17 protein-coding genes are annotated in these 25,443 nt (G+C 62.1%); 5 read left to right on the top strand and 12 right to left on the bottom strand.

Translation table 11 applies throughout. The features are described 5' to 3' along the window. Positions 1-36: 36 nt before the first annotated feature. From C4J89_RS02440 to C4J89_RS02425, 4 genes are all read right to left on the bottom strand, one after another. Positions 37-1,443: a PIG-L deacetylase family protein gene (locus tag C4J89_RS02440; protein ID WP_124413663.1), complete on the bottom strand. Its 1,407-nt coding sequence runs from the start codon at positions 1,441-1,443 to the stop codon at positions 37-39. Then, complete coding sequence (locus C4J89_RS02435; protein ID WP_124413662.1) at positions 1,440-2,336, bottom strand: GNAT family N-acetyltransferase; 897 nt, start codon at positions 2,334-2,336, stop codon at positions 1,440-1,442. Before C4J89_RS02435 ends, C4J89_RS02440 begins: the two co-directional genes overlap by 4 nt. Continuing rightward, complete coding sequence (locus C4J89_RS02430) at positions 2,337-4,094, bottom strand: carbamoyltransferase (RefSeq protein WP_124413661.1); 1,758 nt, start codon at positions 4,092-4,094, stop codon at positions 2,337-2,339. It lies immediately after the preceding gene. Between the two features lie 132 nt (positions 4,095-4,226). Continuing rightward, positions 4,227-4,562: a YceK/YidQ family lipoprotein gene (locus C4J89_RS02425; RefSeq protein WP_124360977.1), complete on the bottom strand. Its 336-nt coding sequence runs from the start codon at positions 4,560-4,562 to the stop codon at positions 4,227-4,229. Positions 4,563-4,768: 206 nt separating this feature from the next. Between C4J89_RS02425 and C4J89_RS02420 the strand changes: the two genes are divergently transcribed. Beyond that, positions 4,769-6,847, top strand: a complete 2,079-nt coding sequence (locus C4J89_RS02420; RefSeq protein WP_124413660.1) for a TonB-dependent receptor — start codon at positions 4,769-4,771, stop codon at positions 6,845-6,847. Positions 6,848-6,974: 127 nt separating this feature from the next. Here the strand turns inward: C4J89_RS02420 and C4J89_RS02415 are convergent, their stop codons facing one another. From C4J89_RS02415 to glnE, 8 genes are read right to left on the bottom strand one after another with little or no spacing between them, the layout of a single operon-like run. Next, on the bottom strand, positions 6,975-8,426 hold the full coding sequence (locus C4J89_RS02415) for a lipopolysaccharide kinase InaA family protein (RefSeq protein WP_124413659.1): 1,452 nt from the start codon (positions 8,424-8,426) through the stop codon (positions 6,975-6,977). Beyond that, on the bottom strand, positions 8,426-9,178 hold the full coding sequence (locus C4J89_RS02410; RefSeq protein ID WP_124413658.1) for a lipopolysaccharide kinase InaA family protein: 753 nt from the start codon (positions 9,176-9,178) through the stop codon (positions 8,426-8,428). Before C4J89_RS02410 ends, C4J89_RS02415 begins: the two co-directional genes overlap by 1 nt. Next, positions 9,175-9,909 (bottom strand): lipopolysaccharide kinase InaA family protein, encoded by a 735-nt coding sequence (locus tag C4J89_RS02405; protein WP_124360973.1) that lies wholly within the window; start codon positions 9,907-9,909, stop codon positions 9,175-9,177. Before C4J89_RS02405 ends, C4J89_RS02410 begins: the two co-directional genes overlap by 4 nt. Further along, positions 9,909-10,715 carry a lipopolysaccharide core heptose(I) kinase RfaP gene (gene rfaP / locus C4J89_RS02400; protein WP_124413657.1) on the bottom strand — a complete coding sequence of 269 codons (807 nt, stop codon included), beginning with the start codon at positions 10,713-10,715 and terminating at the stop codon, positions 9,909-9,911. Before rfaP ends, C4J89_RS02405 begins: the two co-directional genes overlap by 1 nt. Continuing rightward, the gene (locus tag C4J89_RS02395; RefSeq protein WP_124360971.1) at positions 10,712-11,836 is read right to left on the bottom strand and encodes a glycosyltransferase family 4 protein; all 1,125 of its coding nucleotides are present in this window, start codon (positions 11,834-11,836) and stop codon (positions 10,712-10,714) included. The genes rfaP and C4J89_RS02395 overlap by 4 nt, the downstream gene beginning before the upstream one ends. After that, positions 11,836-12,897 carry a lipopolysaccharide heptosyltransferase I gene (gene waaC / locus C4J89_RS02390; RefSeq protein ID WP_124360970.1) on the bottom strand — a complete coding sequence of 354 codons (1,062 nt, stop codon included), beginning with the start codon at positions 12,895-12,897 and terminating at the stop codon, positions 11,836-11,838. Before waaC ends, C4J89_RS02395 begins: the two co-directional genes overlap by 1 nt. Before the next feature lies 1 nt (position 12,898). Beyond that, a complete protein-coding gene (waaF, locus tag C4J89_RS02385) occupies positions 12,899-13,933 on the bottom strand; it encodes a lipopolysaccharide heptosyltransferase II (RefSeq protein WP_124402858.1) in 1,035 nt (344 codons plus the stop codon). Positions 13,934-13,987: 54 nt separating this feature from the next. Beyond that, entirely contained in the window at positions 13,988-16,927 is a 2,940-nt protein-coding gene (glnE, locus tag C4J89_RS02380; protein ID WP_124413656.1) for a bifunctional [glutamate--ammonia ligase]-adenylyl-L-tyrosine phosphorylase/[glutamate--ammonia-ligase] adenylyltransferase, read from the bottom strand. Between the two features lie 383 nt (positions 16,928-17,310). Here glnE and aceE point away from each other — a divergent pair, with 383 nt between their 5' ends. The 4 genes from aceE to msrA all read left to right on the top strand — a co-directional run bounded on the left by aceE (position 17,311) and on the right by msrA (position 25,330). Then, positions 17,311-19,956: a pyruvate dehydrogenase (acetyl-transferring), homodimeric type gene (aceE, locus tag C4J89_RS02375; RefSeq protein ID WP_124360967.1), complete on the top strand. Its 2,646-nt coding sequence runs from the start codon at positions 17,311-17,313 to the stop codon at positions 19,954-19,956. A gap of 11 nt (positions 19,957-19,967) precedes the next feature. Then, a complete protein-coding gene (aceF, locus tag C4J89_RS02370; RefSeq protein ID WP_124413655.1) occupies positions 19,968-21,614 on the top strand; it encodes a dihydrolipoyllysine-residue acetyltransferase in 1,647 nt (548 codons plus the stop codon). A 302-nt stretch (positions 21,615-21,916) separates the two neighbouring features. Then, positions 21,917-24,610: a bifunctional diguanylate cyclase/phosphodiesterase gene (locus C4J89_RS02365; protein WP_124413654.1), complete on the top strand. Its 2,694-nt coding sequence runs from the start codon at positions 21,917-21,919 to the stop codon at positions 24,608-24,610. Between the two features lie 72 nt (positions 24,611-24,682). Next, on the top strand, positions 24,683-25,330 hold the full coding sequence (gene msrA, locus C4J89_RS02360; protein ID WP_124360964.1) for a peptide-methionine (S)-S-oxide reductase MsrA: 648 nt from the start codon (positions 24,683-24,685) through the stop codon (positions 25,328-25,330). Positions 25,331-25,443 lie beyond the last annotated feature (113 nt).

The raw sequence follows: 25,443 nt of genomic DNA, 5'->3' as shown, positions 1-25,443 counted from the left end.
GCGGCAGGCCCATGCCGGCCTGCCTTCGATAGGGTCTCAGTCCTGCTTAAGGACCCACAACAGCTCGTGACGACGCACGGCCTTGCGAAAGAATTCGTTCTCGCCATAAGGCGATGGACTACGGCCCGCCAGCACCTGCTGCAACCACTTGCGCACGCGACGCTTGAACGGCGCTCGCGGCTGCAGGTCATGCATCATGCCCAGCGCCATGGCCTTGTCCTGTTGCTGGCGCAAGGTCAGGGTGAAACTGCAAGGGACCAGCGCTACGGCGGCATCGAAATGCGGCGGCAGCGCCACCCCGGCCCCGGAATCGCCCATCGGCCAGCGGTCGTTATCATGCAGGTGATTGGCGTAGCCGAGCAATGTGTCGGGCTGCCACGCCAGGCCATGCAACGCTTCAAGCACCGCCGCATGAGCGCAGATATGGTCGGCGTGCGGGTCGAGCAACGGCGTGGGCAACACGATCACCTGGGGCTGCGCCTTGAGCAGCAGTGCGCGCAGGTCGGCGATCAAGTTGTGCCAGGTCGGCGCGCCGTCCACATCCCCGGGCAAAGCAAAGCTATTGAATTGACGGAACAGTCGCGTATCGGCCAAGTCGGCTTCGCGCGAGGCCTGAGGCTGATCCGGCGCGGCCTGCATAGACTGCAATTGCATGCAGAAATAACCCAGTTGCACGCACTGCGCCTCGGGCACACCGGCCCAACGCGGCACGGCAACGCTGTCCCAGGCGCGCAGGCGGCCCTTGAGCCGCGCCGCCTCAGCCTTGGGCAAACCCATGTGCTGGTAATGCTCGGCTTCGATTTCGCCGGCGGTCAGGGTCACGATCCAGCTTTGTGTCGCCTGGCTGTAAAGGCTGAACGCGGCCAGCTCGGCATCGTCGGCGTGGGGGGCGATCACCATTACGCGTTGCTGGCGATAGTCGGGTTGGCGAAAACGCCATAGCGTCGGCTGGCCCTCGATCCGGCAAAAACGTCCGCGCAAGACGATATTGCCCGCCGCAAGTGCTTCAGTGGCGCCGGTCAGGTTGAGATAACGCCGCCCGGCGACACCCCGTTCGAAGACTTGCCGGTCCGGTGTTTCCAGGCCCAGCACGTCCAACGCCGGGTCGAGGAAGCGCCCTAGCCATGAGCTTTTCAACTCAACCCCGACAATCAGAGTTTCATCGGCCGCCAACGGCGCGTCCAGCAATAGCCGCCCCGCCTCCAGACGCAAACCGGGCTGTTCGCTGCCGGCCGGGAAGGCGTACGCATAAGGGTCTTTTGGCGAGTAGAACAGGTGGTCGGCAAACCAGGCTTCATGGGCCGCCCACAGCAACACCGCGAGGATCGGCGGCAGCCACCAGGCCACCAGCACACCGGTCGCGATCAGCACCAGCAAGCCGATTAACAGCGCAATGCGTTTGTTGCGCCGATGGCGCTTGAGCAACTGCTGTTTGCGGCTCATACGCTGAACACCGGCACCGGGTTGCACCAGCGCTCCTTGTATTCGCGGTCGGCGCGCCCGAAGGAAAAGCGCAGCGACTTGTCGGCCGCGCGCGCCTGCTCCCAGGCACTTTGGGTATTAAGAAAACTCAACACACTGCCGGGGCTGAACGCGCGAGTTTCAGGGTCGACACCGCCGTTGACGTATTCGGCGCTGAACCATTCGCGGGACTGCACCTGATACACCAACTGCACAGCGATTGCGGCGTCGTTGAGAAATAGCACCGAGCCGAACAGAAACTCCTTGAGCAACTCCAGCACCTCGGCCAAGCGCGCCGCGCCGACCGCCGGGAAACCCCAGCGACGCTGGAACAGGTCGCAATAGATCGCCGCCAGTTCCACGCTGGAAAACTCGTTGATCGCCCGCACCACGCCACCCGCTTCTTCCAGCAAGCGCAACTCACGCCGCTGGTTGTAGCGAAACTTTTTCGAGAGTTCTTCAGGGGTGCGCGCCATGGCCAATTGCTCGGCCTGGGGCTTGAGGGTGCTGATGCGCCCTTCGTTCAGCGCTGACAAGTAACGCCCACGGTGGCGCAGCGGCACCTGCGCATCGGCGGCAATCGGCAGGATGATCTCGGCATTGCCCAGGTCAAACAGGCCCTTCCTGCCGGTGCGCTTGAGTACGTCCTTGGACAAGGCCAGGTCGCGCCCCCAGGTGGCAATCGCCCCCTTGAGTTCGCCATCCTGCTCCCAACCCAGGTAGCGCACCGGAAGCTGCGCCAGGCCGGCCAGGCGTTCGATCACCTGCGGATGGGTCGCCACACTGCCGCCGTAACGCTGCCAGGCCTGGGCGTAAACCTCGGCCTCGACAGGCGTCCAGCCACGTTCACGCCAGCCCCGCAAGCGGTTCAGCATTTAAACCACGGCGTCATAGGGGTCCACGCCATCCTTGACCACCAGGATGTCTTCCATGATCAGGTACTGCAGGTCGGAGCCGAAGAACATGTTCAGCGCGTCGGTCGGCGAGCAGATCATCGCTTCACCCCGGCGGTTGAGCGAGGTGTTCAGCGACACGCCGTTACCGGTCAGTACTTCCAGTTCCTTCATCATGTCGTAGTAGCGCGGGTTGTATTCGCGCTTGAGCACCTGGGCACGGGAGGTACCGTCTTCATGCACCACCTCCGGCACGCGGGTTTTCCATTCTTCCGAGACTTCAAAGGTGAAGGTCATGAACGGCGCCGGGTGATCGACCTTGATCATCTGCGGGGCCACGGTGTCGAGCATTGACGGGCAGAAAGGCCTCCAGCGCTCGCGGAACTTGATCTGGTGGTTGATACGGTCGGCCACGCCGGTGGCGCTGGGGCAACCGATGATCGAGCGACCGCCCAGTGCACGCGGGCCGAACTCCATGCGGCCCTGGAACCAGGCCACCGGGTTGCCATCGACCATGATTTTGGCGATACGCTTGGGCATGTTTTCGATCTTGCGCCAGTTCGGCTTGCTGTCGTGCTTGGCGCACGCCGCGATGACATCTTCGTTGCTGTAGGACGGGCCGAGATAGACGTGCTCCATCTTCTCCACCGGCACACCACGGGCGTGGGAGACATAGGCGGCCGCACCCACGGCAGTGCCGGCATCGCCGGACGCCGGCTGCACGAACAGCTCTTTGACGTCATCGCGGGCAATGATTTTCTGGTTCAGCTTTACGTTCAGCGCACAGCCGCCGGCAAAGGCCAGCTTGCCGGTGTCCTTGAGGATGTCGCCCAGGTAATGGTCGATCATCTGCAAGGCCAGTTTCTCGAACAGTGCCTGCATGCTGGCCGCGTAGTGGATGTACGGCTCGTCGGCAATATCGCCCTCGCGCTTGGGCCCCAGCCACTCGATCAGTTTTGGCGAGAAGTAGAACCCCTTGCCCTTCTCTTTATAGCGACGCAGGCCGATGACGTTGGCGTAATCGGTGTTGATCACCAACTCGCCATTTTCAAAGGAGGCCAGGCGCGAGAAATCGTATTTGCTGGCATCGCCATAAGGCGCCATGCCCATGACCTTGAACTCACCGTCGAGCATCTCGAAACCGAGGAACTCGGTGATCGCGCCGTAGAGGCCGCCCAGGGAGTCCGGATCGTAGAATTCCTTGATCTTGTGGATCTTGCCGTTTTCGCCGTAACCAAAAAACGTTGTGGCGTATTCACCTTTGCCGTCGATGCCCAGGATCGCGGTTTTTTCCTGGAAGCCGGAGCAGTGGTAGGCACTGGAGGCGTGGGCCAGGTGGTGTTCAACCGGTTCGATCTTGATTTTCTTCGGATCAAAGCCCAGTTGCTCCAGGCACCAGACGATCTTGTTGCGATAGCGCTTGTAGCGGCGGTTGCCCATCAGGATCGCGTCGAGCGCGCGGTCCGGGGCGTACCAGTAACGCTTGGCATAGTGCCATCGCGCTTCGCCGAACAAGCTGATCGGAGCGAACGGAATCGCCACCACGTCAACGTCGGAAGGCTTGATGCCTGCTTGCTCCAGGCAGAACTTCGCCGACTCGTAGGGCATGCGGTTCTTTGCATGTTTGTCGCGTACGAAGCGCTCTTCTTCGGCGGCCGCGATCAGCTTGCCGTCGATATACAGGGCCGCGGAAGGATCATGGCTAAGGGCGCCGGACAGGCCAAGAATCGTCAATGCCACTGGGGTCTAGCCTCTTTTAGTCTGCATGCAGGCGGGTCGCGCCTGAAAAAAGTGTGCCTCCCGCACGGGCGGGAAACAGCTAAAGGGCGGGATTATAGCTTAAAAGCACTAGGAAGCTGTTAGCCCCAAGGGCTAGCGAAGCTCAAGGTTACCGTCGGCGTTTTGCCGGTAGAGGGTATAGGGCAGGACGAGCGTATCCAGCACTCCGGAGAGGGGCACATCGAGAATGGCCCACGGAATACCGTTCAGCGAGAGTCCGCCTGCGGAATTGGGCGGCCCGTGCAGGACACACAGGTCATACGCCACGCCGCTGTAGATGCGTGAAACAGACTGGCAATAGGTTTTCTTGCCCCTGAGCTCGCGAACAGTGACGTCATCACCTCGCAGCACAGTGGTCGCGGTACCGCAGCCGCCCAGCAGCAAAGATATTCCCAGCAGCACCGATAACCGCACGATAAGCGTCCACATATTTGCTACTTCTTTCTTATTGAGAGGACCGAAAATCTAGCACCCTAGAGCCGCCGACTCAGGTTTCCATAGCCGCTGCCTGGCGTAGGAAACCTCTCATTCGGCCCAACGGCAAGGAACTCGGCAATTCCCAGGCTGAATCGTTAAACTTGCGATATTTGCACCCGCGCACCTGAGTCGGGTGGCGCCACGGACCTGACCTGTTCATGAACTCATCTACCCCCGCTTGCCTGGCCCTGCTCCTGGGCCTGGTAAATACCGCCCAGGCTGACGATGCGCCGCTGATCCTCGACCCCAGCGTGGTCACCGGTTCGCGCAGCGCCAGCCCCACCTTTGACCTGCCCTACTCGGTCGATGGCATCAGCCGCGAACAGATCAGCGACGGCCAACTCGGCATCAACGCCTCCGAAGCCTTGTCCCGTGTGCCCGGCCTGGTGGTGCAGAACCGCCAGAACTACGCGCAAGACCTGCAAATCTCCTCCCGTGGCTTCGGCGCCCGCTCAGCCTTCGGCGTACGCGGCATCAAGCTGCTGGCCGACGGGATTCCCGCCAGCACCCCGGACGGCCAGGGCCAGGCAGCGACCTTCAACCTCGACACCGCCGAACGCATCGAAATACTGCGCGGCCCCGCCGCGACGCTGTATGGCAGCAACGCCAGCGGGGTGATCCAGATGTTCTCCCGCGACGGCGAGGGCCCGCCGCGCATCGGTGCCGAAACCCTGGTCGGCAGCGACGGGCTGAACAAAAACCACCTCACCGCCGAAGGTGCGGCCAACGGCGCCGGCTTCGTGCTCGACGCCTCGCGCATGGACACCAACGGTTATCGCGACCACAGCAGCGCGCGCCGCGACCAGACGTTCGCCAAGCTCAATTTCCAGCCGGATGACGACAGCAAGCTGGCGTTGATCTACAGCAGCCTGGAACAGAATGGCACCCAAGATCCGCTGGGGCAGACCTGGGCGGCATACAAGGCTGATCCACGTTCGGTGAGTGCCAATGCGCTGACCTACAACACACGTAAAAGTATCGATCATCAGCAATTGGGCATGAATTACGAACGGTACTTTGGCGAGGCGACCTTGCAGGTCAACGCCTACACCGGGCGGCGCAGCGTGATTCAATACCTGTCGATCCCCAAGGGCACGCCCGCGAACGAGCGTGGCGGTGGCGTCGTGCAATTCGACCGCAAGTTCTACGGTGGCAGCGTGCGCTGGATGCAGCCCATCGAACGCGCGCCTGGCGAGTTGATGATCATCACCGGCCTGGACTTCGACCAGAGCGAAGACAGCCGCCACGGCTATCAGAACTACAGCGGCAACACCCTGGGCGTGAAAGGCCAGCTACGCCGCGACGAAATCGACACCGCTCGCAGCCTCGATCCCTATATCCAGGCCAACTGGGCCCTCGACCGCTGGACCCTGCAAGCCGGCATCCGCCATAGCACCATGCAGATGGACGTCGACGATCAGTTCCTGAGCAATGGCGACGCCAGCGGCAACAAGACCTACCAGAAGAACACCCCATCGATGAGCGTGATGTACGCGTTCACGCCCGACCTGCACGGTTACATCAGCGCAGGCAAAGGCTTCGAAACCCCCACCCAGGCCGAGTTGGCCTATGCACCAGGCAATGTCGAAGGCTTCAACTTTGGCTTGAAGCCGTCTGAAAGCACGCAATACGAAATAGGCCTGAAGGCCCAACTGGCCAACACCCGCGTCAACGCCGCCGTGTTCCAGATCACCACTGAAGACGAACTGGTCGTGCAGCAATCCATCGGTGGCCGCACCAGCTACCAGAACGCTGGCCGAACCTTGCGTCGCGGCTTCGAACTGGGCGTGGAAAGCCAACTCAGCGAGCACTGGAGCACCAGCCTCGCCTATACACGCCTGCAGGCGACCTACGACAGCGCCTTTCCCAGCGGCGCGAATACCATCGACAAAGGCAACTACCTGCCCGGCGTGCCGCAAACCACGCTGTTCACTGAACTGAACTGGAAACCGCGCGACTGGGTCAGTACCGCCCTCGAAGGCATGTACCGCAGCAAAGTCTACGTCGAAGACACCAACCGCCAACACGCCGCACCGGGCTACAGCGTATTCAACTGGCGCGCGCGGTTTGAGCAAAAGGCAGAGCACTGGACCTTTCACCAGACCTTGCGCCTGGATAACTTGCTGGATCGTCAGTACGTGGGATCGGTGATCGTGGGGGACGGCAATGGTCGCTACTACGAAGCGGCGCCGGGGCGGTCATGGTATGCGGGGGCGGGGGCGGAGTATCAGTTCTGAACGCAGCGCCTGGGCGGGCCTATCGGGGGCAAGCCCCCTCCCACACTGACTGTGCTCACCTCTTCAAATGTGTAAATACAGTCAAATGTGGGAGGGGGCTTGCCCCCGATAGGGCCGAAGGCCCGCTTCAACCGGCGGCGCTGACCTCTTTAGGCAAACGCTGATCAATCACCTGATACAACGCACTGCCCTGCGGCCAATTACGCATGAACCGCGCACGATCCTTGGCATACGCCGCAGCGAAGCTGGCAGCGGAGTGGTGCTGGCGCATGGCGTCAAGGTCGATCATCGCCCAGCGGTCTTCACTCCAGAACAGGTTGTGGCCTTTGAAGTCTCCATGGCTGATGCGCTCGCGGATCAACTCGGCAAACAACCGGTCCAGCGCCAGCAGCTCATCTTCAGGCGCATCGCCGTTTTCAACATAGGGCGCAAAACGCTCGATAATGTCGGGTCCAGGCAGGTATTCAGTGACCAGATACGCACGGCTGCGCAACCAGAAAAAGCGTTTCTCCAACACCGCCAGCGGCTTGGGCGTGGCGATGCCAAGGAATGCCAGGCGATTGCCTTCGCGCCAGGAATGCCAGGCACGGCTGGGGCGCCAGAAGCGTTTGAGCCAGTGGGCGAAACCCTTGATGTTGTAACGTTTGATCACCAGGGGTCGGCCGGCCACTTCGACCTTGGCCACGCTCGCCGCGCCACCGGTCTTGTACAGATGGCCCTGGTCGAGCAGCGCATCGGCCTGCTCCAGCACGGGCAGCATGGCGGCCTCTTCTTCACGCCGAATCGCGCGCAGGCCGAAGGCCCCGCGCACCACGCTGAACAGCGTGCAGTCGCGACCGACCTTGTTCAGATAGTCCTTCAAGCGCCAGGCGCTGACTTTGCGCACCTGCTTTTCGAGCGCTTCCAGGGGCAAGGCATGTTCGCCGTTTGCCAGCAGGTAGTACACCAGCAATTCTTCGGTAAACGGCTCGAGGTTTTTCGGCAACTGGGCAAAGAACACCCCGAGGTTTTCCAGCACCCGATTGCGCGACAGCGGCTTGCCCGCCTCCTCGACACGGATTCCGGCACCATCGATCAAATACAGTTTGCCGTCCTGGCGCAGCAGGTTGTCCAGGTGCAGGTCTTCCTGCCACAGCCCTTGGGCATGCATCTGCGCAATCGCGCCCAGCGCTTCGGCGAGCACGGCGGTTTGTTCGTCGGCCAAGGGCGGCAAGCCTTCGACAGCGAGCCAGGCGTCGGCCAGGCTTTGGGCGCCTTCGAGAAACTCGAACAGCAGCCAGCCCCCCTCGCCTTCCTGCAAGCCGTCGGCCAGCAACAGCGGCGTGGTCAAGCCTTGCTCGGCCAATAGCCGCACACCGCTGAGTTCACGTTGAAAATGCCGCGCCGCCTTGCTGCCCACCAACAACTTGGCCAGCACCGGGCGACCGCGCCACACGGCGGCGCCGACGTAGCGCTGCCCTGGCAATACCCGCAACAGGCTGAGCAGTTGCAGTTGCCCCGGACCTGCCGCATCCGCCAGATCGAGGGTCAGCGGCAGGCGGGGTGTACGACCGGCACTTTTCAGCTCGGACAAACGCATCAGCGGTTCTCCTTGTGGCTGCGGCGCGCCGTCAGGCGCTGGTGCCAGGTAGACACCAATGCACTCTCTTCGGGCTGCTCAAGGTAAGCCGCCAACAGCTGTCGCACCTGGGCGTCGGTCCACTGCGGTGCACGGCGCAGCAGCGGTTCCAGGTCCTTGACCCGGTCACGCCAGCCGAACAACAGCGGACGGGTCTTTTCCAGGTCGATCAGTTGCGCGGCATAGCTGTCGCCACGGCCCTGCAGGAAAATATGCTTGGGATAAAAGCAGCCGTGCACCTGGCCCACGCTGTGCAAATGCCGCGCAAGCTTGCCGCAGGCCAGCAGGATCGCGTGCTGCTGGGCGTCGCTCAGTTGCGTCCATTGCTCCAGCAACGAGTCCAGGTCGTTCCAGCCGTCCAGGGCACGGGTGAGCAGCATCGCACGGCGCTCGCCTGCAACCTTGCGCTCGCCAAAAAAGGCTGCCTGCAAGGCCGGGATACCCAGCTTTCGGTACAGGCTGATATTGCGAAACTCGCGGGCAAAACTCGGTTCGCCAAACGGCCGGTGCAAGGTGCGCGTCAGGTAGTTGCTCTGGCGCTTGAGGTAGTAACCCTGACCTTCAAGCTCCAGGCGATACACGCTGCTCCAGCCGTCGCCGCTGATGTTCGGCTCGTCCACCGCATCCAGTTGCCGGGCCCACAGCGCGTCGAAGCTAGCCAGGCCGTTGCGCTCAAGCAAAGCGCGGTCTTCGGCCGCCAGGAAGTCACTCATTCACGTCCCTCGAAAAACTTCACCACATGGCGAATTCGTTGTTTGTCCGACGTCTTCAGGTGCGTGCGTTGGCGGTATTGCATGTAGAAACGCAGGCGCTGGGTGGCCGACAGATGGTACTTGGCGACCTTGTCCAGGCAGGCCAGGTCTTTGGTAATGCGGTACTTGAGCCAGAAACCGCGCCAGAAATCGCCGTTGGGGCAGTCGATCAGGTACAGGGTGCGCTGGTCGTCGACCAGCAGGTTGCGCCACTTCAAGTCGTTGTGAGTAAAGCGGTGATCGTGCATGGTGCGCGTGTATTCGGCGAGCTGGCGGCTGATCGCATCGACCCACGTGGGGTCTTTGAGGCGCGGATCGTTGCGCTCTGCCAACGCCGACAGGTCTTCGGTCTTGGGCAGCTCACGGGTGATCATCGCGCCACGGTCGTAGGCCAATCCGCTACGTTGCAGGCCCCAGGCGATGACCTCGGCGGTGGGAATGCCCCACTTGGCAAAGCGCTTGAGGTTCTGCCACTCGGACTTGACCCGCGGCTTGCCCAGGTAGCGGCGCAGGCCTTTGCCAGCCCCGACATAGCGTTTGACGTAATAATTGACCCCGCCGCGCTCCACCCGAATCACTTCCGACAGTGGGTCGCGGGTCAGGCGCTCACCTTGCAGGGCAAACACCGCTTCCAGGCTTCCGAAGTCGTCCGCGAGAGCGGCGTAGGCAGGTTCCAGATTCCAACCCGCCATCAGAGCGCATCCCCGTAGCGCTGCTTGCGCGCATAGAGCTTGGCGGCCATGCGTTCCAGTTCGCGCAACAGCGCGGTTTGCTCGGCGAGGATCTGGCGCAACGGCTGCTGAAAGTAATGCTTGAGAAAGCGCAGCTTGTCGCGCTGGGTCAGGCCGATTTCCAGGGCAGAGTAATACAGCCCGGCCAGGTCTTTGTTGCGCCAGCGCACAGGGATCGTCGCACGCACCTGGGCGCGGTGCAGGTCGATCACCGACAGCTTGAGGGTATCGACCGCAATGGGCCGGTCGGTGTGCAGCAGGAAGTGGCAGAGGTAGCAATCGCGATGATTGACGCCGCCCCGGTGCATCGCCCCGACGGTGTTCGCCAACTCGACGGTCAAGGCGTGCTTGATCGCCGGCACCGGCGGCTGCTTGACCCAATCGAGGGTCAGGTCTTCCAGGCTGATGATCGGTGCCAGCTCTTGCGTGATGATGAACGAATGCTGGTCGGCCGGGTTGCTGCCTTTTTCGCCAAAGGCCACCGCCGTCATGGTCGGCACGCCCAGTTCCTGCAAGCGCTGGATCGCCAGCCACTCCTGGCCTGCGCCCAGCACCGGCAATTTGGCGGTGACCAGGTTCTTGAGGATTTCGCCCCAGCCGATGCCACGGTGGATCTTCACGAAATAGGGTTGGCCCTGCACCACCGTACGCAACGTACGGCGAGCGGCCAGCTCGCGGAACACCTGGCCTTGCAGCTTCTCGACCTCGGCGAACGCATCGCGTCCGGCCCAGAGGGTGTTGAAGGGTTCGGCTAGAATCAACTTCATCGGTTTGGCTCCGCCAGAATCAGGTCCGCAGCGTACTGCGGCATGCTAAACAGGTCGGCCGTCTCAGCGAAGGCCAGACCATTGCGACTCCAGGTCGCACGCGCGTGTGGATCTTCGAGCATATCCACCAGGTACTGGTTGAGCTGGGCCTGTTCGAACGGCTCGTCCAACACCCGGCCGCTCTGGGCCTTGTCGATGTAGAACGCGTAGCCGCAGACCCGGCTCACCAGGACCGGGAGGCCGGCGACCACCGCTTCGACCAGCACCATGCCGGCCGCCTCGTTGTAGGCAGGGTGAATCAGCAGGTCCGCCCCGAGCAGGAAGCGCGGGATATCGTTGCGGCCTTTGAAGAACTGCACCTGGTCGCCCAGGCCCAGCGTGGCGCTCTGCAATTGGAAGACTTTGGGGTCGTCCTGGCCGATTACAAACAGGCGGGTGCGTTTTTTCAGTTTGGACGGCAATGCGGCGACGGCCTTGAGGCTGCGGTCGACGCCCTTGGTCTTGAAACCCGAACCGATCTGCACCAGCAGCAAATCATCCTCGGCCAGGCCGAACTCACGGCGAAACTCAGCGCGGATGTCGGCGGCGTTCGGCGGTGCGCGCCGGTCACGGGCGATGCCCGGCGGCAGCAGGTGGAACCGCTCGGGCTGGGTGCCGTAATACTGGCTGAACAGTTGCTGTTGATGCTCGGACAGCACCATGATCTGGGTCTTGGCGTTCTTGTCGAACACCGCACGCTCGTATTCGGCAAAGTGCTTGTAGCGCCCGAACCAGCGGTACATCGGGTTGCGCAGCGTCTGGGCCTTGTCTTCGAACACGCCGTCGGCGGCGAAGTACAGGTCGAGCCCCGGCATCTTGTTGAAGCCCACCACTCGGTCCACCGGGCGCCTGGCCAGGTCGGCCTGGATCCAGGCGTAGAGCTTTTCGTTGCGGCGATGGTTGACCAGCGCCTTGACCGGCGCCACCAGCACTTCGAAGCCGGGCGGGATATCGCCCTCCCAGATCAGCGTATAGACACGAATCTGATGGCCGCGCTGCTGGCATTCCAGGGCGATGCGCATGAAGTCACGCTGCAGCCCACCGAAGGGAAAGTATTTGTACAGTACGAAAGCCAGTTGCATCAGTGCTGCTCCTCAGCCAGTAACAACGCGCTCAGTCGGCTTGCTACGCGCTCAGGATTCAGGCGCGTGAAGCACAGGGGCGACTCGCGCGTGATGTCGAACCGCCGCAGGTCATCGGCGGTGGGTTGGTAGGTGCAGTGCTTTTGCAGGCACGGCGCACACGGCCAGTCGCTGGCCAAGTGGACCTGGCCTTTGCCGTAGGCGCCGGTGAGGCCCGGGTTGGTCGGCCCGAACAGCGAAATGGTCGGCACATCCAGCGCCGCCGCCAAGTGGCCGAGGCCGGTGTCCACCGCCACACAGGCGCGCGCACCGGCCAATACACGGGCCACGCCCGCCAGGTTCAGTTTTGGCAGCACTTCAGCGTTGGGCAAGCCCTGGGCCAGGCGCTCGGCGCGGGCTTTTTCGGCGGCATTGCCCCACGGTAATTTTACGTCCACGCCCAGGCGGGCCATGCGTTCGGCCAGTTCGCGCCAGTAGGCTTCGGGCCAGTGCTTGGTGTCCCAGGTGGTGCCGTGCAGCAGCAGCACGAAGGGTTTCTTCGGCGGCAGGCCAAGCAGTTTCTCGACGCTCAAGCCGTAGTCGCCCAGGCCCTTGGGCAGGTCATAGCCCAGCGCCACGGCAAACAGTTGGCGCAACCGCTCCACCGCATGTTGCCCACGGGCCACGGCCAGGCGTCGGGAATAGAAGCGCGCCGCCAGGGGCTCGCGGGCTGAGGTTTTATCGAAGCCGGCGACCGGCGCCCGCACGTAGCGGGTCAGCCAGGCACTTTTCAGCAGGCCCTGGGCATCGATCACCAGGTCATACTTGGTCGACTGCACGGCCTGTTTGAAACGCCGCCATTCGCCGCTCTTGATGGTTTGCCAGAGGTTCTTGCGCCAGCGACGAATCGCCACCGGGATCACCTTGTCCACCGCCGGGTGCCAGGTCGGAATTTCGGCAAAGCCTTCTTCCACCACCCAATCGAAACGGATGCCGGGGATCGCCCGCGCCGCGTCGGTGAGTGCCGGCAAGGCGTGGATCACGTCGCCCAGGGATGAGGTCTTGATTACCAGTACCCGCAACTCAGTGAACCTCGACCACGTCGCCCTGCAACCGCTGCAAGGCATCGGTTACCGGCTGCGGCAGCAATTGGCGCAGGCAGTTGTAGTGGCCGAAACGGCAGGTGCGCTCAAAACAGGGGCTGCAATCCAGGCCCAGGCGCACCACTTCGACCTGGTCGGCCAAGGGTGGCGTGAACCCTGGGGACGTCGAGCCGTACACCGCCACCAACGGGCGATTCAGCGCAGCGGCGACGTGCATCAGGCCGGAGTCGTTGGACACCACCGCGTCGGCGCATGACAGCAAGTCGATGGCTTCGGCCAGGGACGTCTCGCCACTGAGGTTCACCGCCTCTTCGCGCAGGCCCGGAATCAGGCGCTGGCGAATATCCTCACCCACCGAATGATCGTTTTTGGAGCCAAACAGCCACACCTGCCAGCCTTCGCGGATCTTGGTCTCGGCGACCTTGGCGTAGTGTTCCGACGGCCAGCGCTTGGACTCGCCGAACTCGGCGCCCGGGCACAAGGCCAATACCGGGCGGTCCAGCGCCAGGCCGAACTTGGCCAGCGCCGCATCACGGGTCAGCGGGTCGATCTGCAAGCTGGGGCGCGGATACGGCGTGGGCAGCTCGGCGCCGGGTTCGTAGGCCAGGGCCATGAAACGCTCGATCATCAACGGGTAGCGCGCTTTGTCCAGGGTGCGTACATCGTTAAGCAGCACATAGCGAAACTCGCCGCGCCAGCCGGTACGCTTGGGAATGCCGGCAAAAAACGGCACCAGCGCCGACTTCAGCGAGTTGGGCAACAGGATCGCCTGGTCGTACTGGCCGGCCATGGCTTTGCCGATGCGCCGACGGGTCGCCAATTCCAGCGCGCCATGGCCGAGCGGAAAGCTCAAGGCCTTGCGCACCTGGGGCATGCGCTCGAGGATCGGCCGGCTCCACTCAGGGGCGAGCACGTCGATCTGGCAGTCCGGATAGCGCAGCCGCAGACACTGGAACAGTGTCTGTGCCATCACCATGTCACCGACCCAACTGGGCCCAACGATCAGAATATTCATGTAGTTTCCACAAACGATGCGGGGAGGCTTATGCCTCCCCGCCCTAATAGTGTTTCAGCTCAAACCGAGCGCCTGCCAGATTCGCATCACCTGGCGCCGCTCGTCTGCAAATTGGTCCCCGGCCACCGTGCCCGCCTCGTTCTGCAAGGCTTGGCGGTGCGCGGCGGAGCGGTACGCCTTATACACCTCCCGCAACAAATGGGCATCGGCGGCGGGCATCAGCCCGACCTGCTCCAGGCCTTCCAGAATGCGGATATTGTCGGTGTAGCGCAGCAACGATGGATGTTGCGCAGACCACGCCAAAGCGGCGTATTGCACCATAAATTCAATATCGACGATACCTCCGGCGTCCTGCTTGAGGTCGAACAGCGCCGTGGCTTCGAAGGCATTGGCGCCCATACCGGCCGCTGTGCTCCTGGTCCCCAGGTTGTCACGCATCTTGGCGCGCATCTCGCTGACCTCCTGGCGCAGCTTCGCCAAGTCCCGTTCACGCCCCAATACCTTGGCGCGGACCTGCTCGAACGCCTGGCCCACATCCTGGCTGCCGACTAATACCCGCGCGCGAATCAGCGCCTGATGCTCCCAGGTCCAGGCTTCATTTTGTTGATAGCGGTCGAACGCGCCCAGTGAACTCACCAGCAACCCGGACGCACCTGAAGGCCGCAGGCGCATGTCCACCTCATACAGTTGGCCGGAGTTGGTCTGGGTGGTCAGCAAGTGAATGATGCGCTGGCCCAGGCGCGTGAAGAACTGCGCACCGTCGATCGGCTTGGCACCGTCAGTCTCGGCCTGCGGGTCGCCGTCGTGGATAAACACCAGGTCCAGGTCCGAACCATGCCCCAATTCGATACCGCCGACTTTCCCATAACCGACAATGATGAACCCAGGATCGCACAGGCTGCCGTCCAGCCGTTGCGGCGAGCCGTGGCGGGCAACGGTCTGGCGCCAGGCCAGGGCCAGCACTTGTTCGAGGATGGCTTCGGCCAGCCAGGTGAGGTAGTCGCTGACTTTCATCAATGGCAGGCTGCCGGCGATTTCCGACGCGGCCACCCGCAGACGGTGCGCCAGTTTGAAATGGCGCAGGGCTTCCATCTGCTGCTCGAGGTCGTCTTCAGGGATACGCGTCAGGCGCTCGCGCAATTCGGCGGCCAGCTCCGGCGCCAACGGCGGCTTGAACAGGCGCCCTTCGTTGAGCAGCTCATCGAGCAACAGCGGGAAACGGGTGATCTGCTCGGCGATCCACGGGCTCGCGGCGCACAGCGTCAGCAGACGGCGCAGGGCGTCGGGGTTTTCAGTGAGCAACACCAGGTAAGCGGAACGGCGGGCGACCGCCTCGACCAGCGGCAGTACGCGCTCCAATACCAGGTCCGGGTTGGCGTGTTCGACCGCCTGGGCCAGCAAGCGCGGAATAAACGCATCCAGCCGCTCGCGACCGAGGCGCTGCATCGCGCGCAGCTGCGGGCTACCGCGCAAGCCAGCCAGGGCCTTGAGGGCCTTGGGCGCATCGCTGAAGCCGCCTTCGCTCAACTGGCGGCAGGCGGCGGCGTCATCCTGGGATTCTTCCCACAGCGGCAACCATTCCCCGCCGACGACAAGTTCGCTTTCTTCGCCCTCTTCTTCATCAGGGTCGGCAATCACCTGGCGGAAGTGCCAGTCCACCCGTCCACGCCAATACATCAGGCGTTCGTGGAACGCGGCCCAGTCGGCAAAACCGAGCATGAAGGCGATACGCGCCTGGTCTTCCGGGCTGTCCGGGAGCATTTGGGTCTGGCGGTCGGCGATCGCCTGGATCGCGTGTTCGGTGTAGCGCAAAAACTCGTAGCCATTGCGCAACTCACTGATCACGGCGGCCGGCAAGTAACCCTGGCCCTCCAGGGTGCCCAGCACATTCAATAGCGGACGTTGCTGCAGGCTGAGATCGCGGCCACCGTGGATCAGCTGGAACGCCTGGGCGATAAATTCCACCTCACGAATACCGCCCGAACCCAGCTTGATATTCTCGGCCATGCCCTTGCGCCTTACTTCCTGCTGGATCAGTTGCTTCATGGTGCGCAGCGCTTCGATGGCCGAAAAGTCCAGGTAACGGCGATAGACGAACGGGCGCAGCATGTCGAGCAACTGCGCGCCGGCCAATTGGTCACCGGCGACGACGCGGGCCTTGATCATGGCGTAACGCTCCCAGTCACGGCCTTGGTCCTGATAGTACTGCTCCAGCGCGTTGAAGCTCAGTACCAGCGCGCCGGCCGAACCGTAGGGACGCAGGCGCATGTCGACGCGGAACACGAAACCGTCGACCGTCATCGGGTCGAGGGCCTTGATCAATTTTTGACCCAGGCGAATGAAAAACTCCTGGTTATCCAGGGAGCGCTTGACCCCCACCGTCTCGCCGCCTTCGGGGTAGGCGAAGATCAGGTCGATATCCGACGACAGGTTCAGCTCCACCGCCCCGAGTTTGCCCATGCCAAGGATGACCATGTGCTGCGCCTCGCCGCTGCGCCGCCCGGTTGGCGTGCCGAACTGCACGCAATGGCGCTGGTACAGCCATTGGTAGGCCTGGTCGATACAGGCGTCGGCCATGTCGGAGAGGTCGCGGCAGGTTTGCACCAGATCCGCCTGGCGGGTCAGGTCGCGCCAGATGATGCGCACCTGCTGGCGCGTCCGCTGGCGGCGCAGCACGCGGCCCATTTCGTCTTCTGTTTCGGCCTGTTGCACGGCACCGGCAATCTGCCCGCACAGCTCACCCGGCGCAAAGCCCCGGTCCAGCTCGCCCCAGGCCACCAGTTCGAGCAACATCAAAGGGTCACGCACACTCTGTTCAATGACAAAATCACTGGCGGCGCACACTCGCGCGAAGTCGGCCCACCGTTGCGGCGTCCAGCCAGAAAGGCCATGATCGTCATCCAGCGCGGCCACCGCGTCACGAAATGACTGCTCGGCCCGGCTGGCGTAAGGCAAGAGAATGGCCGGCAGTTCGGCCAGCGTTGGAAGGCTCATGGTCTATCCTTGATCGGCGTGTAAATGGCGTGTAGTTGTGAACGCAGGAGCCATGCTCGATGAAGGACTGTCGAACAAAAGTTAGAAATAGCTGAAATTAAATTAATCTTGGCAGGCAACATCAAAATTTCACCTTTTCTTGTTCGCAATAGACCAACAATAACGATTATGCTCACCAGCCAGACCGAGCCATACGCTCAGTCTTGTGTAGTTTTACTACTCGTATATACATTCGAAAGGCTGAAATGGCCGACGATTTGTAGTAAAACTACAGGACGCCGAAGCAACCTTCGGCCATCCAAGAATTTATGTCGTCTGCCCACAAGGCCAGTCGCAAACTTCAGGCAACCGATTCTGGTAGCCTTTCCGCCCTGGAGCAAGCCATGCAAGACCTCGATCCCGTCGAAACCCAGGAATGGCTGGACGCCCTGGAATCGGTTCTCGACAAAGAAGGCGAAGACCGTGCTCACTACCTGATGACCCGTATGGGCGAACTCGCGACCCGCAGCGGCTCGCAATTGCCTTACGCCATCACCACGCCATACCGCAACACCATCCCCGTTACCCACGAAGCACGCATGCCTGGCGACCTGTTCATGGAACGCCGCATTCGCTCGCTGGTACGTTGGAACGCCATGGCGATGGTAATGCGCACGAACTTGAAGGATTCGGACCTGGGCGGTCACATCTCCAGCTTCGCCTCCAGCGCAACCCTGTATGACATTGGCTTCAACTACTTCTTCCAGGCCCCGACCGACGAACACGGCGGCGACCTTATCTACTTCCAGGGCCACACCTCGCCAGGTGTCTACGCTCGTGCGTTCATGGAAGGTCGCATCAGCGAAGAACAAATGAACAACTTCCGCCAGGAAGTCGACGGTCAGGGCCTGTCGTCCTACCCGCACCCTTGGCTGATGCCTGATTTCTGGCAGTTCCCGACGGTATCCATGGGCCTGGGCCCGATCCAGGCGATCTACCAGGCACGTTTCATGAAGTACCTGGAAGCCCGTGGCTTCATTCCCGAAGGCAAGCAGAAAGTCTGGTGCTTCCTGGGCGACGGCGAGTGCGACGAGCCGGAATCCCTGGGCGCCATCTCCCTGGCCGGCCGCGAGAAGCTGGACAACCTGATCTTCGTCATCAACTGCAACCTGCAGCGCCTCGACGGCCCGGTTCGCGGCAATGGCAAGATCATCCAGGAACTCGAAGGCGTGTTCCGCGGTGCACATTGGAATGTGACCAAAGTCATCTGGGGCCGTTTCTGGGACCCGCTGCTGGCCAAGGATGTCGACGGTATCCTGCAACGTCGCATGGACGAAGTCATCGACGGCGAGTACCAGAACTACAAGGCCAAAGACGGCGCGTTCGTGCGTGAACACTTCTTCAACACGCCTGAACTCAAGGCGATGGTTGCTGATCTGTCCGACGACGAGATCTGGAAGCTCAACCGTGGCGGCCACGACCCGTACAAGGTCTACGCGGCGTACCACGAAGCGGTCAACCACAAAGAGCAACCGACCGTCATCCTGGCCAAGACCATCAAGGGTTATGGCACCGGTGCCGGCGAAGCGAAGAACACCGCGCACAACACCAAGAAAGTCGACGTTGACAGCCTGAAGCTGTTCCGCGACCGCTTCGACATCCCGGTCAAGGACGAAGAGCTGGAGAACCTGCCGTTCTTCAAGCCTGAGCCGAACAGCGCCGAAGCCCGCTACCTCAGCGAGCGTCGCACTGCACTGGGCGGTTTCGTGCCGCAACGCCGCGCCAAGAGCATGAGCATCCCGACGCCGCCACTCGATACCCTCAAGGCTATCCTGGACGGCTCGGGCGACCGCGAAATCTCCACCACCATGGCCTTCGTGCGGATTCTCGCGCAGCTGGTCAAGGACAAGGAAATCGGCTCGCGTATCGTGCCGATCATCCCGGACGAAGCCCGTACCTTCGGTATGGAAGGCATGTTCCGTCAGTTGGGCATCTACTCCTCCGTCGGCCAGCTCTACGAGCCAGTCGATAAAGACCAGGTGATGTTCTACAAGGAAGACAAGAAGGGCCAGATCCTCGAAGAAGGCATCAACGAAGCGGGCGCCATGAGCTCCTTCATCGCTGCCGGTACTTCGTACTCCAGCCACAACCAGCCGATGCTGCCGTTCTACATCTTCTACTCGATGTTCGGCTTCCAGCGCATTGGCGACCTGGCTTGGGCAGCAGGCGACAGCCGTACCCGTGGCTTCCTGATCGGCGGTACCGCCGGGCGTACCACGCTCAACGGCGAAGGCCTGCAACACGAAGACGGTCACAGCCACATCCTGGCTGCCACCATCCCGAACTGCCGCACCTTTGATCCAACCTACGGCTATGAGCTGGCGGTGATCATCCAGGACGGCATGAAGAAGATGACCGAAGAGCAGCAGGACGTTTTCTACTACATCACCGTGATGAACGAGTCCTACCAGCAGCCAGCCATGCCGGCCGGTGTCGAGGAAGGCATCATCAAGGGCATGTACCTGCTCGAAGAAGACACCAAGGAAGCGGCGCACCACGTACAGCTGATGGGCTCCGGCACCATCCTGCGCGAAGTGCGTGAAGCGGCGAAGATCCTGCGTGACGAGTTCAACGTCGGCGCCGACGTGTGGAGCGTTACCAGCTTCAACGAACTGCGTCGCGACGGCCTGGCCGTGGAGCGCAGCAACCGCCTGCACCCGGGTCAGAAGCCTGCACTGAGCTATGTCGAAGAGTGCCTGGCCGGCCGTAAGGGTCCAGTCATTGCCTCTACCGACTACATGAAACTGTTTGCTGAACAAATTCGCCAGTGGGTCCCGTCCAAGGAATTCAAAGTCCTGGGCACCGACGGTTTCGGCCGCAGTGACAGCCGCAAGAAGCTGCGTCACTTCTTCGAAGTCGACCGTCACTTCGTGGTGTTGGCAGCCCTGGAAGCCTTGGCTGACCGTGGTGAGATCGAACCCAAGGTGGTGGCTGACGCCATCGTCAAGTTCGGGATCAACCCGGAAAAACGCAACCCACTGGACTGCTGAGGAGATTTTTTGTGAGCGAACTCATTCGCGTACCTGACATCGGCAGCGGTGAAGGTGAAGTAATCGAGCTGTTTGTGAAGGTTGGCGACACCGTCGAAGCCGACCAGAGCATCCTGACCCTGGAGTCGGACAAGGCGAGCATGGAAATCCCTGCTCCCAAGGCCGGCGTGGTCAAAAGCCTGAAAGTGAAGCTGGGCGACCGCCTGAAAGAAGGCGACGAACTGCTGGAGCTGGAAATCGAAGGTGCCGCTGATGCGGCCCCTGCGGCGGCTCCTGCTGCCGCTGCTGCACCTGCACCGGCTGCTGAAAAGCCTGCTGCTGCCGAGGCTGCTCCAGCCCCGGCCGCTGCACCTGCCGCCGCCACCGTTCAGGACATCCATGTTCCGGACATTGGCTCGTCGGGCAAGGCCAAGATCATCGAGCTGCTGGTCAAGGTCGGCGACACCGTCGAAGCCGACCAGTCGCTGATCACCCTGGAGTCCGACAAGGCCTCCATGGAGATCCCATCGCCGGCTGCCGGCGTGGTCGAAAGCATTGCGGTCAAGCTGGAAGACGAAGTCGGCACTGGCGATTTCATCCTCAAGCTGAAAGTACAAGGCGCAGCGCCTGCTGCTCCAGCACCTGCCGCCGCTCCGGCTGCGGCCAAGGCTGAAGCTGCTCCGGCCGCTGCCGCGCCTGCGCCGGCTGCCAAAGCCGAAGCTGCACCGGCTCCTGCTGCCGCCGCACCCGCGCCAAGCGGTGCCAAGGTTCACGCCGGCCCTGCCGTGCGTCAGCTGGCCCGTGAGTTTGGTGTCGAGCTGGGCGCCGTCTCGGCCAGCGGCCCTCACGGCCGTGTACTGAAGGAAGACGTGCAGGCCTACGTCAAGGCCATGATGCAGAAAGCCAAGGAAGCGCCAGCTGCCGGCGGCGCTACCGGTGGCTCGGGCATTCCGCCGATCCGCACCGTGGATTTCAGCCGTTTCGGCGAAATCGAAGAAGTGCCGATGACCCGCCTGATGCAAATCGGCGCGGCAGGTCTGCACGCGAGCTGGCTGAACATCCCGCACGTGACTCAGTTCGACCAGGCCGATATCACCGACCTGGAAGCTTTCCGCGTTGCGCAGAAAGCCGTGGCCGAGAAGGCCGGCGTGAAACTGACCGTGTTGCCTCTGCTGCTCAAGGCCTGTGCGCATCTGCTCAAGGAACTGCCGGACTTCAACAGCTCGCTGGCGCCAAGCGGCAAGGCGATCATTCGCAAGAAGTACGTGCACATCGGCTTTGCGGTAGACACGCCTGACGGCCTGCTGGTACCGGTCATCAAGAACGTCGACCAGAAGAGCCTGCTGCAACTGGCTGCCGAGGCTGCTGCGTTGGCCGCCAAGGCCCGCGACAAGAAGCTCACCCCGGACGACATGCAGGGCGCGTGCTTCACCATCTCCAGCCTCGGGCATATTGGCGGTACTGGCTTCACGCCAATCGTCAACGCGCCGGAAGTGGCGATCCTGGGTGTGTCCAAGGCAACTATCCAGCCAGTCTGGGACGGTAAAGCGTTCCAGCCCAAGCTGATGCTGCCACTGTCGCTGTCCTACGATCACCGCGTGATCAACGGCGCGGCGGCGGCACGCTTCACCCAGCGCCTGAGCCAGCTGCTGAACGACATCCGCACCATGCTGCTGTAAGCCGCAGCGGCCTCCCCTGAGCGGGAGGCCTTTGCCGCACCGATTTCCGAGCGCCACGCTCGTACCTCAACCCCGCCACTTGGCGGGGCTTTTTTTGCCCGTTTGTTGTATACATAGGACAGGCTTGTACACCTTCCGTCACTTCGACTGCAGAAACGCCCTGCGTGGCCGATAACAGGGTTATAGCACTTAGCCTTCATCCTCTCTTGTCAGTGCGTGCCGCATGATGCAACCTTGCCGCAGGCAACAGTAAAGAGGGCGTGAGCCCGGCGCCGTGCGCATTTTTCCAAGCGAGTTTCCCCATGAAAAGCCAACCCGATGTCGCCCGAACGGCGGCCGAGGTAGTGACGCAATTACCGGTGCCTTCGCGCCTCGGTATGCTGCGTTTCGAGCGGCTTAATGAGGCAAGCTGGGCGCTGCTCTACCTCGACCCCAATTGCGAACGCCAATTCGGCCTGCCGGCGGTCGAGCTCTGTGCCCTGATCGGCACGCCGTACGCCAGCCTGATGGAGCCCCAGGCACGCTATCAACTGCACGACGCGATCCAGCAGCAACTGACCCTCAGCCCCCACTACCTGGTGCGCTACACCCTGCACACCAACGATGGCCCGCTGAGCCTGCTGGAAATGGGCGAGGCCTACAAACAACACAATCGTCACCTGCTGCGCGGCTACCTGATGGTGGTTGATGGCCTGTTCAGCGAAATTCCCGCCACGGTGCCGACCGCCGACCTGGAAAACCAGAACAGCCGCCTGCAAATCGCCCTGGAACTCAACCAGCGCGCGCAACAGGAACAACTGCAGCACCTGGAGCGGGTACGCGCCCAGCAGGAGTTGATCCTGCTCCTGGCCCGCCAACGCTACACCACACCCAATTCGCTGCAAGAAGCCGCCGAACTGATCACCCGCAGCGCCTGCGACATCTACCAGATCGATTGCGCCAGCATCTGGAACCTGGAAGGCCAGCGCCTGGTGCCGATTTCGGCTTATCACCGCGCCGATCAGCAATACCATTTGCCCGAAGCGATTGACGCCAGTTGCTTCCCCGATTACCTCGAAGCCCTGCACAGCAGCCGCGCGATCGATGCCACCAATGCCCTGCGCGACCCGCGTACGCGGGAAATGGCCGAAAGCCTGTTCGCCAAGGATATCCACGCCATGCTCGACGCGAGCATCCGGGTGGATGGCCAGGTCGTCGGCGTGCTGTGCCTGGAGCAAAGCGGCAGTTCGCGTGCCTGGCAGTCCGATGAAATCGCCTTTGCCGGCGAGTTGGCGGACCAGTTCGCCCAAGTCATCAACAACCACAACCGCCGCACCGCCACCAGCGCTCTGCACCTGTTCCAGCGTGCCGTGGAACAAAGTGCCAATGCCTTTCTGCTGGTCAATTGCGATGGCGTGGTGGAGTACGTCAACCCAAGCTTTACCGCGATCACCCAATACAGCGCCGAAGAGGTGCACGGCCACCGCCTGGCACAGTTGCCGGCCCTGGAGAACCTCAGCGAGTTGCTGTTCGATGCGCCGTCGAGCCTGGCCAAGAGCAACAGCTGGCAAGGTGAATTCAAAAGCCGACGCAAAAACCTCGAACCCTACTGGGGCCAGCTGTCGATTTCCAAGGTGTATGGCGACAACCGTGAGTTGACCCACTACATCGGCATCTACGAAGACATCACCCAGACCAAGCTGGCGCAACAGCGCATCGAACGCCTGGCCTACACCGACAACCTGACCAACCTGGGCAACCGCCCGGCCTTCATCCGCAACCTCGACGAGCGCTTTGCCCGCGACAGCGACAGCCCGATCAGCCTGCTTTTGGTGGACATCGACAACTTCAAGCGCATCAACGACAGCCTCGGGCACCAGACCGGGGACAAGCTGTTGATCAGCCTGGCCCGTCGTCTACGCAACAGCCTGAGCAGCGGCGGCAGCCTGGCGCGCTTTGCCAGTAACGAGTTTGCGGTGTTGCTGGACGATGCCGACCTGGAGACCGGCCAGCAGGTCGCCAGCCAGTTGCTGGCCACCCTCGACAAGCCGATGTTCGTCGACAACCAATTGATCAGCGTGACCGGCTCCGTAGGCCTGGCCTGCGCACCGCTGCACGGCCGCGACCCGCAGACCCTGATGCGCAACGCCGGTTTGGCCCTGCACAAGGCCAAGGCCAACGGCAAACACCAGGTGCAGGTGTTTACCGAAGCCCTGAATGCCGAAGCGAGCTACAAACTGTTCGTGGAAAACAACCTGCGCCGCGCCCTGACCCAGAACGAGCTTGATGTGTTCTACCAGCCCAAGCTGTGCCTGCGCAGTGGCCGCCTGTTGGGTATGGAAGCGCTGTTGCGCTGGAACCATCCGGAAAAGGGCATGATCCGCCCCGACCAGTTCATCAGCGTGGCCGAAGAGACCGGTTTGATCATCCCCATCGGCAAATGGATCGCGCGCCAGGCGTGCCGCATGAGTCGGCAGTTGACGGCGGCGGGCCTGGGTAATCTGCAGGTCGCGATCAATCTGTCGCCCAAACAGTTTTCCGACCCGGACCTGGTGGCCTCGATCGCCACGATTCTCAAGGAAGAACAGCTGCCGGCCAATCTCCTGGAGCTGGAGCTGACCGAAGGCCTGCTGCTGGAGGCCACCGAAGACACGCGCCTGCAACTGGACCAACTGAAGAGCTTTGGCCTGACCCTGGCCATGGACGACTTCGGCACCGGTTATTCGTCGCTGAGCTACTTGAAAAAATTCCCCATCGACATCATTAAGATCGACCGGAGCTTTATCCACGAAATCCCGGATAACCAGGACGACATGGAAATCACCTCGGCGGTCATCGCCATGGCCCACAACCTAAAGCTGAAGGTGGTGGCCGAAGGCATCGAGACCGCCGCGCAGCTGGCGTTCCTGCGCCGGCACCGGTGCGACGTGGGCCAGGGCTACCTGTTCGACCGGCCAATCCCCGGCGCAGAGCTGCTGGAGAAGCTTAAACGCTACCCACGCGGGCCAATCGCCTGACAGCGCTGTAACACTCGGGCACACTGGCTGTCTGACTATTTACTGCTAATCAACCTGACGAGAGGACTGATCATGGTCTTGCGCTCGGAAATTCTGGTGAACAAAAACGTGCTGCCTACTCAAGAACAAGCTCTGCCTGGCCGTGAAACCCCGATGAACCTGCCGGAGACGCATTTCGTCAACGGCAACCCGCTGCTGGGCCCGTTTACCGACGACGTCGGTTTTGCGATCTTCGGCCTCGGCTGCTTCTGGGGCGCAGAGCGCAAGTTCTGGCAGCGCGACGGCGTGGTCAGCACCGTGGTCGGCTATGCCGGCGGCTTCACGCCAAACCCGACCTACGAAGAAGTCTGCTCAGGCCTGACCGGCCACAGCGAAGTGGTGCTGGTGGTGTATGACCAGGCCAAAGTGAAATACGAAGACTTGTTGAAGATGTTCTGGGAACTGCACAACCCGACCCAGGGCATGCGCCAGGGCAACGATATCGGCAGCCAATACCGCTCGGTGATCTATGCCACCACGCCGGAGCAGCTGGCGGCAGCCAAAGCCAGTGCCGAGGCTTATCAGCAAGAGCTGACCAAGGCCGGCCTGGGCGAGATCACCACCGAAATCGACGAAGCTCCGACGGTTTACTTCGCCGAGGCGTATCACCAGCAGTACCTGGCGAAGAATCCCCAGGGTTATTGCGGCATCGGCGGCACCGGCGTGACCTGCCCAATCTAAAGCACAACACAAAACAAAATGTGGGAGGGGGCTTGCCCCCGATTGCGGTGTATCAGTGACAGATGTACTGACTGACACCCCGCTATCGGGAGCAAGCCCCCTCCCACACTGGT

Origin of the sequence: Pseudomonas sp. R4-35-07 (assembly GCF_003852235.1) — a bacterium.
Taxonomy (GTDB): Bacteria; Pseudomonadota; Gammaproteobacteria; order Pseudomonadales; family Pseudomonadaceae; genus Aquipseudomonas.
The sequence above is the reverse complement of the archived record's forward strand: the minus strand, read 5'-3'. Positions and strand labels throughout refer to the sequence as shown.